General features: G+C 46.7%; 19 protein-coding genes. 5 read left to right on the top strand and 14 right to left on the bottom strand.

Annotated features, from left to right (window positions below):
- Positions 1 to 47: 47 nt before the first annotated feature.
- From ompR to R7F07_RS13705, 4 genes are all read right to left on the bottom strand, one after another.
- Positions 48 to 767, bottom strand: a complete 720-nt coding sequence (gene ompR, locus R7F07_RS13720) for a two-component system response regulator OmpR (protein WP_005379333.1) — start codon at positions 765 to 767, stop codon at positions 48 to 50.
- 129 nt (positions 768 to 896) lie between these two features.
- The gene (locus tag R7F07_RS13715) at positions 897 to 1,292 is read right to left on the bottom strand and encodes a DUF1090 domain-containing protein (RefSeq protein ID WP_171343037.1); all 396 of its coding nucleotides are present in this window, start codon (positions 1,290 to 1,292) and stop codon (positions 897 to 899) included.
- A gap of 105 nt (positions 1,293 to 1,397) precedes the next feature.
- Positions 1,398 to 1,889: a transcription elongation factor GreB gene (gene greB, locus R7F07_RS13710; protein WP_005379321.1), complete on the bottom strand. Its 492-nt coding sequence runs from the start codon at positions 1,887 to 1,889 to the stop codon at positions 1,398 to 1,400.
- Between the two features lie 117 nt (positions 1,890 to 2,006).
- Positions 2,007 to 3,887: an ATP-dependent zinc protease gene (locus R7F07_RS13705; protein WP_086013892.1), complete on the bottom strand. Its 1,881-nt coding sequence runs from the start codon at positions 3,885 to 3,887 to the stop codon at positions 2,007 to 2,009.
- Positions 3,888 to 4,116: 229 nt separating this feature from the next.
- Here R7F07_RS13705 and R7F07_RS13700 point away from each other — a divergent pair, with 229 nt between their 5' ends.
- Positions 4,117 to 6,438 (top strand): Tex family protein, encoded by a 2,322-nt coding sequence (locus tag R7F07_RS13700; protein ID WP_017820698.1) that lies wholly within the window; start codon positions 4,117 to 4,119, stop codon positions 6,436 to 6,438.
- Between the two features lie 104 nt (positions 6,439 to 6,542).
- Here the strand turns inward: R7F07_RS13700 and R7F07_RS13695 are convergent, their stop codons facing one another.
- Positions 6,543 to 7,007, bottom strand: coding sequence for a hypothetical protein (locus R7F07_RS13695; RefSeq protein WP_005379316.1), 465 nt, complete (start codon positions 7,005 to 7,007; stop codon positions 6,543 to 6,545).
- A 124-nt stretch (positions 7,008 to 7,131) separates the two neighbouring features.
- Positions 7,132 to 7,899: a pimeloyl-ACP methyl ester esterase BioH gene (gene bioH, locus R7F07_RS13690; RefSeq protein ID WP_005384724.1), complete on the bottom strand. Its 768-nt coding sequence runs from the start codon at positions 7,897 to 7,899 to the stop codon at positions 7,132 to 7,134.
- Between the two features lie 84 nt (positions 7,900 to 7,983).
- On the opposite strand from bioH, the gene R7F07_RS13685 reads away from it, so the two are divergent.
- The 4 genes from R7F07_RS13685 to cysQ all read left to right on the top strand — a co-directional run bounded on the left by R7F07_RS13685 (position 7,984) and on the right by cysQ (position 11,009).
- Entirely contained in the window at positions 7,984 to 8,709 is a 726-nt protein-coding gene (locus tag R7F07_RS13685; protein ID WP_033905914.1) for an amidophosphoribosyltransferase, read from the top strand.
- A gap of 97 nt (positions 8,710 to 8,806) precedes the next feature.
- Complete coding sequence (gene nfuA, locus R7F07_RS13680) at positions 8,807 to 9,391, top strand: Fe-S biogenesis protein NfuA (protein ID WP_005379313.1); 585 nt, start codon at positions 8,807 to 8,809, stop codon at positions 9,389 to 9,391.
- Between the two features lie 176 nt (positions 9,392 to 9,567).
- Positions 9,568 to 10,137: an ADP compounds hydrolase NudE gene (gene nudE, locus R7F07_RS13675; protein WP_005379309.1), complete on the top strand. Its 570-nt coding sequence runs from the start codon at positions 9,568 to 9,570 to the stop codon at positions 10,135 to 10,137.
- Positions 10,138 to 10,181: 44 nt separating this feature from the next.
- Complete coding sequence (gene cysQ / locus R7F07_RS13670; RefSeq protein ID WP_005379308.1) at positions 10,182 to 11,009, top strand: 3'(2'),5'-bisphosphate nucleotidase CysQ; 828 nt, start codon at positions 10,182 to 10,184, stop codon at positions 11,007 to 11,009.
- Between the two features lie 292 nt (positions 11,010 to 11,301).
- On the opposite strand, the gene R7F07_RS13665 is transcribed toward cysQ, so the two are convergent.
- Genes R7F07_RS13665 through gspG form a run of 8 tightly spaced genes read right to left on the bottom strand, consistent with a single transcriptional unit; the run spans position 11,302 to position 16,850 of the window.
- The gene (locus tag R7F07_RS13665) at positions 11,302 to 12,063 is read right to left on the bottom strand and encodes a type II secretion system protein N (protein ID WP_104979931.1); all 762 of its coding nucleotides are present in this window, start codon (positions 12,061 to 12,063) and stop codon (positions 11,302 to 11,304) included.
- Position 12,064: 1 nt separating this feature from the next.
- Positions 12,065 to 12,556 (bottom strand): type II secretion system protein M, encoded by a 492-nt coding sequence (locus R7F07_RS13660; RefSeq protein ID WP_047103746.1) that lies wholly within the window; start codon positions 12,554 to 12,556, stop codon positions 12,065 to 12,067.
- 7 nt (positions 12,557 to 12,563) lie between these two features.
- Positions 12,564 to 13,766 (bottom strand): type II secretion system protein GspL, encoded by a 1,203-nt coding sequence (gene gspL, locus R7F07_RS13655; RefSeq protein WP_171343036.1) that lies wholly within the window; start codon positions 13,764 to 13,766, stop codon positions 12,564 to 12,566.
- The gene (gene gspK / locus R7F07_RS13650; RefSeq protein WP_005382999.1) at positions 13,735 to 14,745 is read right to left on the bottom strand and encodes a type II secretion system minor pseudopilin GspK; all 1,011 of its coding nucleotides are present in this window, start codon (positions 14,743 to 14,745) and stop codon (positions 13,735 to 13,737) included. Before gspK ends, gspL begins: the two co-directional genes overlap by 32 nt.
- A complete protein-coding gene (gene gspJ / locus R7F07_RS13645) occupies positions 14,738 to 15,415 on the bottom strand; it encodes a type II secretion system minor pseudopilin GspJ (RefSeq protein ID WP_132936677.1) in 678 nt (225 codons plus the stop codon). Before gspJ ends, gspK begins: the two co-directional genes overlap by 8 nt.
- A complete protein-coding gene (gene gspI / locus R7F07_RS13640) occupies positions 15,402 to 15,791 on the bottom strand; it encodes a type II secretion system minor pseudopilin GspI (RefSeq protein ID WP_017635009.1) in 390 nt (129 codons plus the stop codon). The genes gspJ and gspI overlap by 14 nt, the downstream gene beginning before the upstream one ends.
- The gene (locus R7F07_RS13635) at positions 15,778 to 16,377 is read right to left on the bottom strand and encodes a prepilin-type N-terminal cleavage/methylation domain-containing protein (RefSeq protein ID WP_171343035.1); all 600 of its coding nucleotides are present in this window, start codon (positions 16,375 to 16,377) and stop codon (positions 15,778 to 15,780) included. Before R7F07_RS13635 ends, gspI begins: the two co-directional genes overlap by 14 nt.
- Before the next feature lie 29 nt (positions 16,378 to 16,406).
- Positions 16,407 to 16,850: a type II secretion system major pseudopilin GspG gene (gspG, locus tag R7F07_RS13630; protein ID WP_005379298.1), complete on the bottom strand. Its 444-nt coding sequence runs from the start codon at positions 16,848 to 16,850 to the stop codon at positions 16,407 to 16,409.
- Positions 16,851 to 16,885 lie beyond the last annotated feature (35 nt).

The raw sequence follows: 16,885 nt of genomic DNA, 5'->3' as shown, positions 1-16,885 counted from the left end.
GAAGGCTGAAGTTGCTATAGCCAAGTGCTGGCTATGGAGTGAAGAGGTTACACCTCTTTACCGTCTGGGACGAAAACATAACCTAGGCCCCATACGGTTTGAATGTAGCGCGGCTTGCTCGGATCGTCTTCTAACATGCGACGTAAACGTGAGATTTGTACGTCAATAGAACGTTCCATTGCAGAATATTCACGGCCACGCGCCATGTTCATCAATTTGTCTCGTGACATTGGCTCACGTGCATTCATCACGAGCGCCTTTAGAACAGCAAACTCTCCAGAGGTGAGTGGCATTGCCTCGTCACCGCGGAACATCTCGCGAGTGCCTAGATTGAGTCGGAACTCCCCGAACTCCACCACTTTTTCTTCCGTGCTTGGTGCACCCGGCAACTCTACAGTTTGGCGGCGTAATACGGCCTTGATGCGAGCCAATAATTCGCGTGGGTTAAACGGTTTTGGCAAATAATCATCCGCCCCTACCTCAAGACCTACGATGCGGTCCACTTCATCACCTTTCGCGGTGAGCATTAAGATTGGCAACATATTGTTCGCGTGGCGTAGACGACGACAAATTGACAAACCGTCTTCACCTGGCAACATTAGGTCCAGCACCATTAAGTGAAAGTTTTCGCGCGTTAGTAGGCGATCCATCTGTTCGCCATTGGCGACACTTCGTACCTGAAAACCTTGCTCAGAAAGGTAACGCTCCAATAGAGCACGTAAACGAGCATCGTCATCAACCACTAAAATTTTATGATTTTCTTGCATTGAAACATCCTTTCAGAAGCGTCTATTGTCGAAAATGTATCACTGTTTTTCCTAACGTGCTCAAGCAAATTGTTACTCTTTTTATCTTAAGCGCTTTATTCTCTCTCTAGCAGGTATTTTCAGCACCTACTATTGACCATAATTCCATTCCAGTTCACGTTTGGCCTCAAGCAGCTCTTGCTGTGCCTCCGCCAACTTATGACGTTTTTTCTCAATTTTGTCTGCTTTACCTGAATGCTGAGCTTCGACTAATTCTTCCTCTCGCTCCTCAACTTCTTTAATCTTTTCTTCCACTTCTGCTTGCAGCTCTTGGCGCAGCTCACCTTCCGAGCATTCATTCTGGATAGCGGAAAGTGCTTGCTCCAAGCCTTTAATGCGATGCTCATTACCTTGCGCTTTTGCATACTCAAGCTGCTGCTCTACCGCTAACTCTTTAGCGTCACAGCCTTTCACTTCATCTTGAGCAAAAACTGAAAGTGAGAAACCTATTGTTAGTGCAGCACTACACATGACTGCTTTGTTCATTTTACTTCTCCGAGAAAGGCACCATGCCTTTATACCAAATATTCTGACGTTGAGACCCAAGTCACTTCTAGTGAACTTCATGAGACTTGAATCGGTGATAAAGCCTCAGTCTTCCGAGGCCGGTTGAGTGTATTCAATTGAGTTGATGAACCACTCTTTTTCACCTTCCGGGGTGCGTACCGTGAACTCTTCATCCACTTGTTTTTTCAACATCGCTCGCGCCATAGGTGAATCGATAGAGATGTAGTCTTTCGCATCGCCATAAATCTCTTCAGGCCCGACAATACGAAACTTTTTCACTTCTCCTGCCTCATTTTCTATTTCCACCCATGCACCAAAAAAGACTTTGCCTTCTTGTTGCGGAGAATAGTCAACGATCGTGACTTCTGGCAGGAATTTACGAAGGAAGCGGACACGACGGTCGATCTGACGGAGTAAACGTTTATTGAAGGTGTAATCCGCATTTTCTGAGCGATCGCCCAGGCTCGCAGCCCAAGTGACGATCTTGGTGATTTCCGGGCGCTTTTCATTCCAAAGGTAATCATGCTCTTGTTTGAGTTTGTTGTAACCTTCTCGTGTAATCAGCTTAGTTTTCAAATTAACTCCTATCTCAACTAAAAAATGCTGCTCTTTGGCAGCATTAAGGAGATGATATACCCAAAGATCCAATGTTGTTCAGGCTTTGGGTATCAAGGTGATAAGGCGGCCAGAGTGTTACTTTTCGTAATCCGGTTTTTGCGTCACGATGTAATTCGTATCACTCGAAACAACCGCGCCATGTTTTAGGAAGTTTTTACCTAAAATCATGCTGTAATGGAAGCGACCTCGGTCCTGTAAGTTGACTCGGATCTTCTTCTCTAATTCGCCAAGCTTAACATGCATTTCAACCACAGGGCGTACGTTCGCTTTCTCACCTTTCTTCGCTTTAATACGCATGACATCAACAACAGGCTTGGTAAACGCCTGTTTCATGCCAAGATCGTTCTCATAGGTAAAGCTCACCATGTCTTTGCCGTCTTTCTTAAACTGCTTGATGTTCTTAGCATTGATTGAGCTTACATCTGCACCCGTGTCTAACTTCACAGGGAAAGACATCCCCTCAACTTCAGCCACTTCGATATGGCCAGCTTTGAAAAGTGGCCTTGCATCTAGTAGATGGTCTGCGCGAGTGTTCAGCAACACACCACCCTTGGCTATGTCATGACCAAAGACGAAAAAGGGTTGAGTGTCACCCTCATCAAGCACATCGAGCGCAAACTTCATTGATGTGTCTTTTCTACCGAGAAGAAAGTCTCCTTCGACAACAGGGCGAACCGCGCTGCCAACCTTGAGCTTTTTCAACACTGGTTTGGTGATTTTTTCTTCTTTCCCCTCATCGTTCATTAAATAAAACGTGACGGATTCATCCTTACCTTTTTCTGTTACTTCAAACCCATTTACACGCAGTAATGGCGTTTTCACAGTAAAAGTGGGGTAAGCAGGGACGGTATAACCATCAATGGTGACCTGTTCTTCTGGTGAAACGACAAGAGGTTTTGATTTGAGCGCGCTTTTGAACGTTTTTTCTACGCCACCCAGTAGATTTTCTCTGTCCGTATCAATAACAAAGTGCTGACTCGCGACGTCCCGACCTAAGCGAATTTGCGAACTGAACTTACTGCGATCACGCAGATACACCAACCAACGTTGAGTTTCATTTTCGCCGACTTTGACGGGTAAATAGACTAAAGGGCGCTCGCTTTTGGTCGTTTTCAGCATTCGTACCAAGGGTAATGTCATTGGATGACGCTTGCCATTCTCGCCCTCTAACATAAAAGAGACTTCGTTATGCTTTTTGTCTACCTTGATGTCCAGTGCATGGACGTTGGTATAACGGCTAGAAGTTGAGATGCTGATCTTATATGGCACACCTTCGACTTCAACCGTCTCTTTTTTGCCAATCATTTTTGCGCGTGGCTGTTCTTGAAGGTAATCGTAACCAGCGAAGACCCATGCGTTATCATCGAGATAGGTTTTACCAATCAAGATAGGAGAAGAGAATTGCGTACGCTTGGTCAGGTTCACTTCCGTATCAACGGTGTGACCAGCGATTGTCATCGGCATTTTTATTGTCGGGCGTAGGATGGGCTTTTTGCTTGTTCGGCTGCGAATCGCGCTCACTCTTTCCAGATCATCGGTAATCTGTATTTCCTTCCCTGTATAAGGGTGAGGAACCGTAAAGCTAACCTTTACTTGATATGGCTTAAAGCTGTCGGCGTCCCACTTTGCCTTCGTACCACCTAAGTCATCGACAATCGCCCAAAGTAACTCGTTATCTTTCAAATCTTGGTAATCTGGGTGTGAGCTACTGACATGGATATTCTCCGCATGCATCGATGTCGTATCTGCACCAGTATCAATCTTGCCAATAAATGGCACCGCTTTTAGTTCCGGAATGTCACTGTAGTAGACGCTCTCCACACGCCCTAGTACCAATTTGTTATCGAGCTGATAAACGGGAGCTTGTGTGGTTCCTGAGATAGATTGCGCCCAACTAAGCGGGGCGACAAGTAAGGCACTCGTAAGCGCTAACGCCAAAGACATTTTTTTCATCATGATTATCCGTATAAGCCGAGGTACATTTAGTGATATCAACAACCGTGGAATTAGGTTAGTCGATAACTGCGGATATAAGTTCTCAATTTAATTACAGTTTTGACATAAATCTGACTGATGTCCACCAGCGCCCGGTAAATTTTTGCCTCGTTAATTTAAAACATTGCAAATTCTTCGAATGACCCCAATGTTCTATACAACCCAAACCGAATTAAAAGAGAAAACACGGATGAGCCAAGCTATCTGTCGCATGATTGCTCAAGAACTGAATGTTCGCCCAGAGCAAGTCAACGCCGCTGTCACCCTAATTGATGATGGCAACACTGTCCCTTTTATTGCACGTTACCGCAAAGAGGTGACGGGGGGCCTTGATGATACCCAGCTGCGTACTTTGGACAGCCGTCTGTCTTACCTTCGTGAAATGGATGATCGCCGTCAAACCATCCTCAAATCAATCCAAGAGCAAGGCAAACTGACGCCAGAGCTAGAACAAGAGATCGCGCAGGCAGACAGCAAAACTCGTCTTGAAGACTTATACCTACCTTACAAACCCAAGCGTCGTACGAAAGGTCAGATCGCGATTGAGGCTGGTCTTGAGCCACTCGCAGATCAACTTTGGAATCATCCACAAACCGAGCCAGAAAGCGAAGCAAGCAAATACCTTGATGCAGACAAAGGCATCGCAGACACCAAAGCTGCATTGGATGGCGCTCGCGCGATCATCATGGAGCGCATCGCAGAAGACGCAAACTTACTGGAAAAAATTCGCAACCACTTAAATCGCAATGCGGAACTGGTTTCACGAGTCGTTGAAGGCAAAGAGCAAGAAGGCGAGAAGTTTAAAGATTACTTCAACCACAACGAGCCCCTAAGCAAAGTGCCATCGCACCGCGCACTGGCGATGCTACGCGGCCGTAACGAAGGCTTCCTGACATTGGCGATGAACGCTGATCCAGAACAGGAAGAAGGCGCTCGTCAGTCTTACTGCGAAACGATTATCGCCGACCATTATGGCGTAACGCTAAGCAGCGCACCGGCGGATACCTGGCGTAAGCAAGTGATCAGCTGGGCATGGCGCATCAAAGTATCGATGCACATGGAAACCGAGCTAATGGGCGCAATGAAAGAGCGCGCTGAAATCGAAGCGATTGAAGTATTCGCCACTAACCTAAAAGACTTGTTGATGGCAGCACCGGCTGGCCCTCGTGCAACACTTGGCCTCGATCCGGGTCTGCGTACAGGTTCAAAAATCGCGGTTGTCGACTCAACAGGTAAAGTGCTTGCAACCGAAACCATCTACCCTCACCCACCACAAAAACAATACGACAAGTCAGCACAAATCGTTGATCAGTTGGTGCGTAAGTACAATGTGGATTTGATTGCGATTGGTAACGGTACGGCTTCACGTGAAACCGACAGCTTTGTCGCAGACGTCATCAAACGTGGCAACCTGAAAGTTCAGAAGATCATCGTAAGTGAAGCGGGGGCTTCGGTTTACTCAGCGTCTGAGCTTGCAGCAAAAGAGTTCCCGAATATGGACGTATCACTGCGTGGTGCAGTGTCGATTGCACGTCGTTTGCAAGATCCATTGGCTGAACTCGTGAAAATTGATCCGAAATCTATTGGTGTGGGTCAATACCAGCACGATGTAAGCCAATCTATGTTGGCAAAACGCCTAGATGCGATTGTGGAAGACTGTGTAAATGCGGTTGGTGTTGATGTGAACACCGCTTCTGCCGCACTATTAACACGCGTAGCAGGCTTATCAAGCACCATCGCGCAGAACATTGTCGACTTCCGCGATGAAAACGGTCGCTTTGAAGCACGTACAACCTTGAAGAAAGTACCTCGTTTAGGTCCTAAGGCGTTCGAGCAGTGTGCGGGCTTCCTACGAATCATGGATGGTAAGAACCCACTTGATGCGTCTGCGGTTCACCCAGAAGCGTACCCGGTGGTCAAAGCAATTTCTGAGAAGAACAACAAAGACATCAAAGCACTGATTGGTGATTCAAGCTTCCTTAAAGGTCTGCATGCGGTCGATTACACCGACGATAACTTCGGCGTTCCAACCATTACAGACATCATCAAAGAGTTAGACAAGCCGGGTCGTGACCCACGTCCAGAATTCAAAACGGCGACCTTTGCAGAAGGTGTAAACTCGGTATCTGACTTGGAACCGGGCATGATTCTAGAAGGTGTGGTATCAAACGTAGCCAACTTCGGTGCCTTCGTTGATATTGGCGTTCACCAAGATGGTCTCGTACACATCTCTGCACTGACAGATCGTTACGTGTCTGACCCACGTGAAGTGGTGAAAGCGGGCGACATCGTCAAAGTGAAAGTGATGGAAGTTGACGTGCAGCGTAAGCGTATTGGTCTATCGATGCGTATGAACGACGAACCGGGTCAAGACAACCGCAGCCAACGCTCATCAGCAGCGCCACGTCGTAATGACCAACCGCAGCGTCGTCAGCCTCGCCGTGATGATTCGTCATCGAACAGCGCGATGGGCGGTGCGTTTGCTGCAGCGTTTGCTAAAGCGAAAAAGTAACCTTACCTAGGCTTCACCGCTAACGAGCTTTCATAACTAAAAAGAAAACGCTCCAATCAGTCAACCTGCTTGGAGCGTTTTTGTTTGAGTAGGATATTGAGTCGTCATAATACTGCTATCACTTCTGACGGGGTATGGGGAGCGACTGCATGACCATAATGAAACTTGATCACCTTCCTGCGCTTTTCCATTAATCCTTCATTGATCGCAGCATCCAAAATGCGCTTTGGTAAGCGAAAGCGGATCGCGTAGCCTTTCCCCTGGTCTTCACTATACGATTTGAGCGCAAGCAAACTAAAAAGCCGTTCTAGTGTATCTTCCGGCTCTTCTTGATAACGCGTGTCGACTTCCGTTTCCATATCATAATCAGGATGCTCTGAAGGATCCCAAGAAGACTGACGTCGGCGCTTGTCATCACCTTTTACTTTTCGCTCTGCATTGGTTTTGGCCAATGCGACCGTTGGCGTTACAGGCTCTCGGACTTTATTGTCGCGAGCTGCTTGTTCCGTCTGCACATTCACGGATGGGGCGATCAGTGGCACACTTACGTTGGTCGGTGACACAATCATTGCGAACCCTCCTCAGAGTCGCCCAACTCGTCAATATGGCTTAGCTTTATTGGCTAATAAAACCTCACCAGTCTTTATGTCGACCACTTTTTAAACAACTTGAGGTATTTCCGTTCGCACTTGCTCAATCGTGAGCAAACTCTCGGATTTGAACACAAAATTCGTCATGTTCGGTGATAAAAGGCGCATGAGAGGACTGATTAAAAACAAACTGCTGGGTATGAGGCAACTGTTCACTCAAATCGTTAGCTACTTTAATTGGCACCAACCCATCTAAACGGCCATAAAGACGCAACATTGGAACAGAAAGAGACGTCAACGCATCGCGCAGATCCACATCAGCAAGGATGTTTAGCCCAACCAACAGCGATTCAGGGTTTGGCTGAGGGCGCGATAGTACCGCTTGCTTGAGCTGTTTAACATCTTTACGCGCTGATGGGCTGCCCATCGCTTGCAACGCCATAAAGCGCTCAATGGTCAGTGAGAAATCTTCTAGCAACTGAGAGGTGAACGCACTCAGTACATTCGGTTGAATGCCGCGCCACGGTTTTTCTGCGGCAAATTTTGGTGAGCTGGCAACCGTAATCAACTTAGCCACGCGCTCGGGCATATTTAACGCCACATGCGTTGCCACTAAACCTCCGAGGGACCAACCAAGCCAAATCGCTTTCTCTGGCGCACCTTGCACCACCAGGTTAGCAATATGGTCTAAATCTTCGGCATGAGATTCGGCGCTATGCCCGTACCCCGGAAGGTCAACCACATGAACTCGGAAATAAGGTTGAAGAGACTCGACTGTCTGCTGCCATACCGCACCATTCATGCCCCAACCATGAAGTAATACCAAATCTGGTCCCTGACCAAATGACTGCCAGTGTAATTTCGTGCTCATGCTCTCAATCTCTCCCACTTATTTTATTCCCTACGGCTTCAGCCAAGCGTTAGGCTGAGTAAAATATCACCATGAATAAACGCTATGTTATCTCATCACTGGCAAAACATCATGCATCGCGTATTGAGCAGTCAATGCGGCCTGTGTCGGTTCCCTATTCAAACACCAAGCCACACAAATACTCTGCGCTGGTGCGAGCACTGTTTAAAATACCTAACTCCGGTAAAACGATGTCAACGCTGCGGTTTATCATTACAGAAAGAAGAAATGAGTACGGATAGTATTTGTGGTGAATGTCTTTCAAAGCCACCGCCATGGCAAAGGCTATACACGTTAGGCGATTACGACTTTCCCCTTTCACGGGAAGTACAACGCTTTAAAGATCACGGAGAGTCTTGGCATGTAAAAGCATTAACCGAGCAACTGGCACAGCGCATCACCACGCCAGCTCCAATCATTACCAGTGTGCCATTGCACTGGCAGCGTTACCTGCGCCGGGGTTTTAATCAAAGTGATGTTTTAGCCCGACACCTCGCCAAGCAATTGCAGACTAATTTTGATGCGAAGGTCTTTCGTCGAGTAAGGCTCGCCCAATCACAGCGTGGTAATACCAAAACAAGCCGTGAACAAAACTTAAAAGGCGCGTTTATTCTCAATAAGCGCCCTCACTCTTCCCATGTTGCCATCGTCGATGATGTAGTCACCACAGGCAGTACCGTCCGACAATTATGTCATTTACTACTTGAAGTTGGCGTAGAAAGCATCGATATTTACTGCATCTGCAGAACACCTGCTCCTCGTTCTCTCTAGATCGCTTCGCCATGCCTTAGCATCAAAAAGACTAGATCCATACGTCAACAAGAGTAGAATAGCAGCAGTAACCTACAAATTTACTCGGGTATTCGTCGTGTCAAATATTACTATTACAGAAACTGCGCAAACGCATTTCGCTAACCTTTTAGGTCAACAACCTGAAGGCACTAACATTCGTATTTTTGTTGTGAACCCAGGTACACAAAACGCTGAGTGTGGCGTGTCTTACTGCCCACCAGAAGCAGTAGAATCGACCGACACTGAACTCTCTTACAGCGGTTTTTCAGCTTACGTGGATGAGCTGAGCCTGCCGTTCCTTGAAGACGCTGAAATCGATTTTGTTACCGATAAAATGGGCTCTCAGCTAACGCTAAAAGCACCTAACGCTAAAATGCGTAAAGTTGCGGACGACGCACCACTGGTTGAGCGCGTTGAGTACGTTATCCAAACTCAAGTCAACCCACAGCTTGCTGGCCACGGTGGTCACGTAAACTTGGTTGAGATCACTGAAGACGGTGTTGCGATTGTTGCATTTGGTGGCGGTTGTAATGGCTGTTCTATGGTTGACGTAACACTAAAAGAAGGCATCGAGAAAGAACTGCTAAACCAGTTCATTGGTGAACTAACCGCAGTTCGTGATGCAACAGAACATGACCGTGGTGATCACTCTTACTACTAAGAGTAAACACTGTCAGAAAATGGGAGGCTTCGGTCTCCCATTTTTGTATCGATACTGAGGTGATGCTGAGATGCTTAGCTCGACTCGTAAAATCCGCTAGAAACTCAGGCGGAGTTCTCATATATTAAGAATCTTACGCATCTCGTAAACGCCAACGACACCAAGGAGCCAGCGTCATGCCGAAACGAACCCCACCAGAGATACTCTCATGCCAGACGGTTGCAAAATCCAAACTGTTTGCTGTGGAAGCGCTCGACCTTCGTTTTTCCAATGGTGAGCATCGTACTTATGAGCGTATGAAGCCAAGTGGACGAGATGCTGTAATGGTGGTTCCTGTAACAGAACAAGGCGATTTATTACTGGTGCGTGAATACGCCGCTGGAACTGAACGTTACGAGCTAGGTTTCCCAAAAGGGCTGATTGACCCAGGAGAAACACCACACCAAGCTGCGGATCGTGAGTTAAAAGAAGAAATCGGCTTTGGCTGTAATCAGTTAACCCCGTTGAAACAAGTTATCCTCGCGCCATCTTACTTTTCGAGCAAAATGACTCTATTTTTAGGACAGGCGCTTTATCCAGAGAAGCAAGAAGGCGATGAGCCTGAACCACTGGAAATTGTGCGTTGGCCACTTGCGCAAGCCGAAGAGTTATTAACTCACATGGATTTCTGTGAAGCACGAAGCATCACAGCGCTAATGTTGGCACTGAAACACTTACCAAACACCACTCACAAGCATAACCAATAACGGTCATTAGAACCGAATAACACTGTGAGTAAGGACTATCACTTATGCCAATGACAAAAGATCTATCTCACCTACTTCCTCAAGTCATCGAGATTGCCCGCAGTGCTGGACAAATGATCCTCGAAATATATGAAAAGAAGCAATATGAGGCCTACACCAAAAGTGACGAAACTCCCGTAACAAGTGCGGATATTGCAGCTCACAAGTTCATCACTGAACGCTTGAGTGATCTGACGCCTGACATTCCCGTGTTGTCAGAAGAAGACGCAGACATAAGCTTAGAGCAACGCGCTCAGTGGGAACGTTATTGGTTAGTCGACCCTCTTGATGGTACTCAAGAATTCATCGCTCGCAGTGGTGACTTTGCCACTATTATCGCGTTGGTCGACAACAATCGACCAACCATGGGCGTCGTTTACGGTCCTGTATCTGGCGTGACTTACTACGCTTATAATGGCAAAGGCGCCTGGAAAATTCCCGACATGTCGGACAGCGTCAAAATCCATACACACAAACACGAACAGCCAGAGCAAAGCATCGCAATTGCTATTAGTCGTCGCCAAGACATCAATCGTATTACTAACCGTATGAGCAGCGCCTGGAATTACGACTTAATACCGCTCGGTTCTGCGGCATTGAAAGCATGCCTCGTCGCGGAAGGGGCGGTAGATTGCTATCTCCGACTAGGTCCAACAGGTGAGTGGGACACCGCTGCGACACAATGCATTGTTGAAGAAGCTGGCGGACGTATTCTCAGCACGCAATTAGAACCGCTGTCATATAACGAGCGGGAAACACTAGAAAACCCGAATTTTATTGTTCTTGGTGATGCGGATTTACCTTGGAATGAGATTTTACAACGCAAAGATTAAGCGCCCTATCGGTAAAATTTAGAGCACAAAATTCTAGCAATAGAAAGGCCACGAATATCTTCGTGGCCTTTTCTTTTTGACCTTCTGTACAGCACTTGGAGTATTTGGCCTACTATGTTCCAATTGCCTGTAAAGCTGAACGAAAGAAAACAAATCAATTAAAAATCATGGTTTTAAATTTCCATTCATTCCCAATGTACAGCGAATAGAGGTTTTAGCTTACAATGATCCAAAAGCAAAAAGAGCTGCACAATAGCAGCTCTTTTAAGATATTGGATTTTGTCACGATAGGTTAGAAGCGCCCTTGGTAGTTAAACTCATATTGACCTTGAGCATTCGGCTTACCCAACCATTTCAGTTGCTCCCCCATGCTGGATGGGAACTCTGCACCAGGTTTGAACCACGCTTTGGTTGAGTACCGTTGATTAGGCATCAGTTCAGCGGAAAACGCCGCAGAGACTTGTTTGCTGCTCTGCTCACCAGTTGCCGTCAATACACTATCCTGACAGTTTATATCGGCAATCACAGGACCGAGATCTAAGCTGCCAACGGGGCTTTGAATACCACTGGCATTCCATACTAAAGTGCCTTCACCGTTCTTACACCAAGGCGCAGCATAAGTCGCATGACGAATATTCAGCTCAAGCTGCCCATCAACACCAACAGGCACAGGGAGGCGCGCTTGCTCAACAACTTTTACCGCCGGAATCGAGGCAACTAAGTTATTGGCATAAGGGCCATCACTTAAGCTATAGCCGACAAAACCGCGCCCACGGACGTCTATTTCACTACCACGACCAAAGCGCACAGCAAACTCAGCTTTACCTGTCAGTAGACTCGACCATTGGAAATCCCAATTAACTTCTCCAAGGTTCTGGCGCTGCCAACGAATACTAGAAGCTTGACCTTGCCATACCGAACCGTTGGTTCCTTGAATGTCCAGGCCTCTCACTGTTGGTGCTTGTTGTAACACCCAAGAGACTGGTAATCCCATTAAAAGACTGACTGAAAAAAAGACGATAAAGATAACAACGTAAAGTACTGCTCGCTTCACCTTAACCTCGCTTAAACTGAAGGCGGTTTACATCGATCATGCCCGCTTGCTCTGTTCGGTCGATATCTAAAAATTCGACTTCAATACCCTGTTGCTCTTTCAAGTAACGTAACCAATCCACTAGTTGATTAAACGCGAGTGGTTTGATCCACACTTGAACGCTCTCATTACGAGGTTGTACTCGAATCAACTCAACTTTATAACGACGAGCTGAAGAAGAAACCAACTGATTCAACGGTTGACTAGAGTAGCTCACACCGCTGCTTTTTCGCAGTGCAGTGATGCCATCCGCTTTATCTTGTACCCAAGCTAGCAACTGCTTTTCACTTTGAATACGTGACTGAGCTAGCTCCGCACTTTGACTCATTGGTTGTAATAAACCCCAATAAATAATACCGATAACGGCAATAGCGCCACATCCCATGACCAAACGCTGCTCACGCTGCGAGATGCTGCTCCACCAAACCTGAGCTTGAGAAATTAAATTTTTCATCATCACCTCACAAACGCTTCAAAACAAAGCTGCCAACCACAACGTTATCGCTACGGTTCAACTGACCTTGCTCAACATTAAACTTCTCTGCCAATTTCACACGAGCCTGCTCAAAAGGTTGGAAGTCTGAACTACGAGCCTGAATACGTACTTCGCCACGTTGTCCGTCGTATTTAAAGCTAGTGATCTCCAAGTCGCTGACCTGACCAAGCGTCGCGGGTAATGCCGCCAACCATGACAACATTGCCTGCTGACCACCTCCACCAGATAAGCGGCGCTCTTCATCATCCATTTGTCGTTTGAGGTAACTAACGGTAGGAATGCGTCTTTTATTTGGGAACACTTGGCGGAAAATACGCTCACTCTCCTCACGATACGCTTGAGCTTGTGCTTCGTACTTGTGGACCACGAGCAACTGCTGCGCAACCATGACAACGATAAGCACCCCCGCAGCAATGGTGGCTTTTTGCCAGAGCTTCCAGTATTTACCCCAAGAAGATTTCGGCTTGAATATCCCAGTCAGCAAATTGACTTTGCTTTCTGTCACCCCCTTCGCCAGTAAAGCCATCGTCATTTCTTCTGGTTGCGGCTCCCATATTTCAGGTAACGCAGATTCCGGGACCGAGCTATAGCAATCGAGCTTCCAACCTTCATGATTTTGTAGATAAGAAGAGAGGTAAAGGTCTAACCAAGAAGCGTCGACAACCGCGCCCTCTGTCGCAGAGTGACGAATTAGCCATTGCTCGCCAATCATTGCAGCACTGCTGTGCTCTCCACGAACCGGTAATGCAAGCACATCGGGTAAAATGCGTTTAATGGCGATACCTTGGCTTGAAAAACGTTGCAGTACAGTCTGAATCCAAGCACGTTCAACTGCGCAAATCTGCGCTTTGTCCGCTTGTTTACCCAACACGCTAAAGTGCAGGCCATCAACGTCCTGAGCAACTTCGTCTTCCACTAAGTACGGTAACATCGCCTCGAATTGGCGTGTTGCACCAGGTGGTATATCCACTTGCGTCAGGACCACATCATTACTCGCTAGCAGCGCCACAACTTGGCGCTGACCAGCATATGAGACCAACTCATCTAAGTGTTCCCATCCGGCGATTTCACCGCTAGCAATCACTTCCTGTTGATCTGTCGACCACACCACCCAAGGAATGGTACTTTGTTGTTCGCTACTCAGCCGAACGGTCAGAAACTCGCTCACTGATCCCTCCAAAACGACGGCGAACTACGGTCACCGTTTCTCTATTTGTACTTTGTAAAAGGCTTCGGATACGTACACGTGATTCATCCACCAACACTTGTGCATCCAATTCAAAAAAGGCGCTATCCACACCCAAATAGCCTTTGGCGTTTTTCTTTACATCTTCACTTAAGCCAGCCATTTCTGACTCTGCTAAAAATTCATCAATGCTATCCCACCCATCAAATGGGCGTTTTTCAATTAGCTGAATCGCATCACTACTGCTTAAGTTTGGTGAGAACATTGCCACCAAAATCGGAGTTTGCTCAACATCAATCGTATTCACGTTTAAACGCCAGTCATCACTTGGCAATGCACAGACCAACGGCTCCAATTTTTGGAAAATTTCACCACTCACCTGATAGACAGCCCGTAACTCGGAAGCATCTGCCATCCAACCATTTGATGCCAAATAGGAAGGTTTCATCGCTTCATATGTGCTGTCTTCAACCCCAGTAGTCGAACGGACAGAGTCATCAGCATCAATGTATTCCCAAGTAGAGTCTGCAATGATTTCTGCTTGATATGGCTCGACATCCAACTCTTCTAATAGGCGCTGCAATACATTCACTAAATATGGTCTTGTAATTTGCTGACCCGTTGGTTGCACACGACTCAATACATTTAGATTAAAGCACGCTTGCTTGTCTCTAATTCGTCCCGCCGCTTGACCATAATCTAACGGATAGACTTGCTCTTTTATCGCCCACGGTTGACTCATATTAATCGTGTCGGTGTCTTTATAACTTTGTTCGATACCCACTTTTGCTAGCGCCTCGACGCCAAGGCTGTACCAGTACGCTTGCTGGTAATTGATTTGATTAGCGCCTCGCTGAAACTGTAAGAACAAACGTTCCGACATGCTGGCGGCAACCGTCGCCATAATCGCCAGCAACATCAACACTATAATCAAAGCAACACCGCGCTGACGGTTAACCATTATTGCTGTCTCCTGAACTTTCCTCTTTCTGACTCAATGTGCCATCAGGAGTGAGATAAGTGCGGGCAATTTCTCCATAGTCTTTGAGAGTGAGAACAACAGAAACCGCTTTCGGCAGCGCTTTTTCTTCAGCCCACTCTTTTTTCCATTGCTTACCATCATAGAAACGCATATCAAATGACTCGACCTGCGTTAGCAATGGAGTAACAGTACCTTGTTGCCCAACCGGCGTATCAGGATAGCGCCACCATACTCGCTGCAGTGTTTCTTCTTTTAAGCGATAGCCAACCTTGGTTACTTCTCCACGAGGGAACTGCTGCTGAGGATTGTGCCAACCTAAACGGGCAAACATCAGCCCTTTAGTATCGGAGTCCAACAGGTAATCGGACCAAAAAATTAGCCGGCTAGCAGGCTCTTCACCATTAGTACGTGTTTGACGCATCGCCATTTGACGAAAATCGTTATCCATCATAACCATGGCACGCTGAATTTCGTTTAAGCGTTGGGTTCGTTCTTGTGATAGCGCATTGCTACGCTGTACTTGCGATACCACTTGGTACGCTGCGACACTTAAACTGGCAAAGATGGCAATCGATACCAACACTTCAATAAGTGTAAAACCTTTTACCCTTTGGCGCGTGTTTGCGCGGAGATGATTATTGCGCCACATAGCTTCGTACCGTTACTACAGGGCTCGCGCTTTTCTCTACCGAGACGCTCACATCAAATGCTTTCAGCAATGGCTGCGTCGTGGCGACTGGCGTGACTTTCCAGAACCAAGTGCGTCCTGCCAGCTCTTCTGTGCCGTTTTTCGCTTTGAGTTCTCCGGTATTCAACATCACATTTGCCATCTGATTATCCACAACCATGGCTGCAAACATTTTTTCTTCTAGATAACTGATTGTATTAATATGCTGGCTCACAGAGCGAATGACACTGATGGCAGCGGTAGCGAAAATTGCCAGTGCGACCAATACTTCCAGTAAGGTCATGCCTCTCGTCCGGCGATGACTCAAATTTGGGCGAGCTTGCTTAAAATTGCGCATTCTCATCCTCTTTCACTTCTTCGCCCGGAGCTAATAACAAAATTTGTCCACTTTCTTTGCCAATGACTCGCCAACCGTCATTAAAGGCATCACCATTTTGCGGAAAAAAAGACAGGGTAAATGGCGTGACTTCGGCGCTGGAAAAGATAAACACTTGCGGTGGCTCAATTTTCTTTTCGTCCTCTTCTTCTGCGAACATGTCTTCATCAAAAAGAGAACCTGGTTTGAATAAGCGCCCATCATTATCCCAAGCACCACCTCCGAGCTCGAGTTGTAGCGTAATATCTTCTTCTAGCTTGGTTTTGCTCGGAATCTGCTTTAATTTCAGAGGCTGCCAACCTTCTGAGGTTAAACTCAGTAGAGCGTAGGTCGATTTGGCATCATCCACTCGAACGCCAAAATCTTTACCGCTCAGCACCGCTTCTTCATTGAGCAGCTGTAAACGCTGAAAAAAGCTTTGAGCATACTGTTTGGAAAGATCTTTTTGGCTAGTCGGTAACGTCGAGATCACGGCCACAGCCGTAAGAGATAGCAAAACCAGCACCAATAGAATTTCTATCAATGTAAAACCGTTATGTTTTCGCATTTGTTTCATTAGTGCTGGCTTAGGCTCAATTATTGGAAGTCTTGCATGTTCCAGTTGCCAATATCTGCAGCTGGACCTTCTCCACCCTCTTGGCCATCTGCGCCTAGAGTGAAGATATCGATTGTACCGTTATCACCTGGGCTTAAGTATTGGTACTGGTTGCCCCAAGGGTCATTAGGAAGACGTTTGATGTAACCACCATCACGGTAGTTGCGTGGCTCTGGGTTAGATGGCTTGCTAACCAATGCTTCTAGACCTTGGTCCGTTGTTGGGTAAACGCTGTTGTCCAACTTGTACATATCTAAGGCATTTTCCAACGCGACAATGTCCGTAATCGCTTTTTGTTGGTCTGCCTTCTCTTTGTTACCCAATAGGTTTGGAACAACAAAACTTGCCAAAATACCCAGGATAACTACAACAACCATCACTTCTAAAAGTGTAAAACCCTGTTGTTTACTACGCTTAAACTTCATTTTTTTCTCCGAAAGTTAGATTAAAGCCATGCCGT

This window comes from Vibrio sp. YT-16 (assembly GCF_033337405.1).
Classification (GTDB): domain Bacteria; phylum Pseudomonadota; class Gammaproteobacteria; order Enterobacterales; family Vibrionaceae; genus Vibrio; species Vibrio alginolyticus.
The sequence above is the reverse complement of the archived record's forward strand: the minus strand, read 5'-3'. Positions and strand labels throughout refer to the sequence as shown.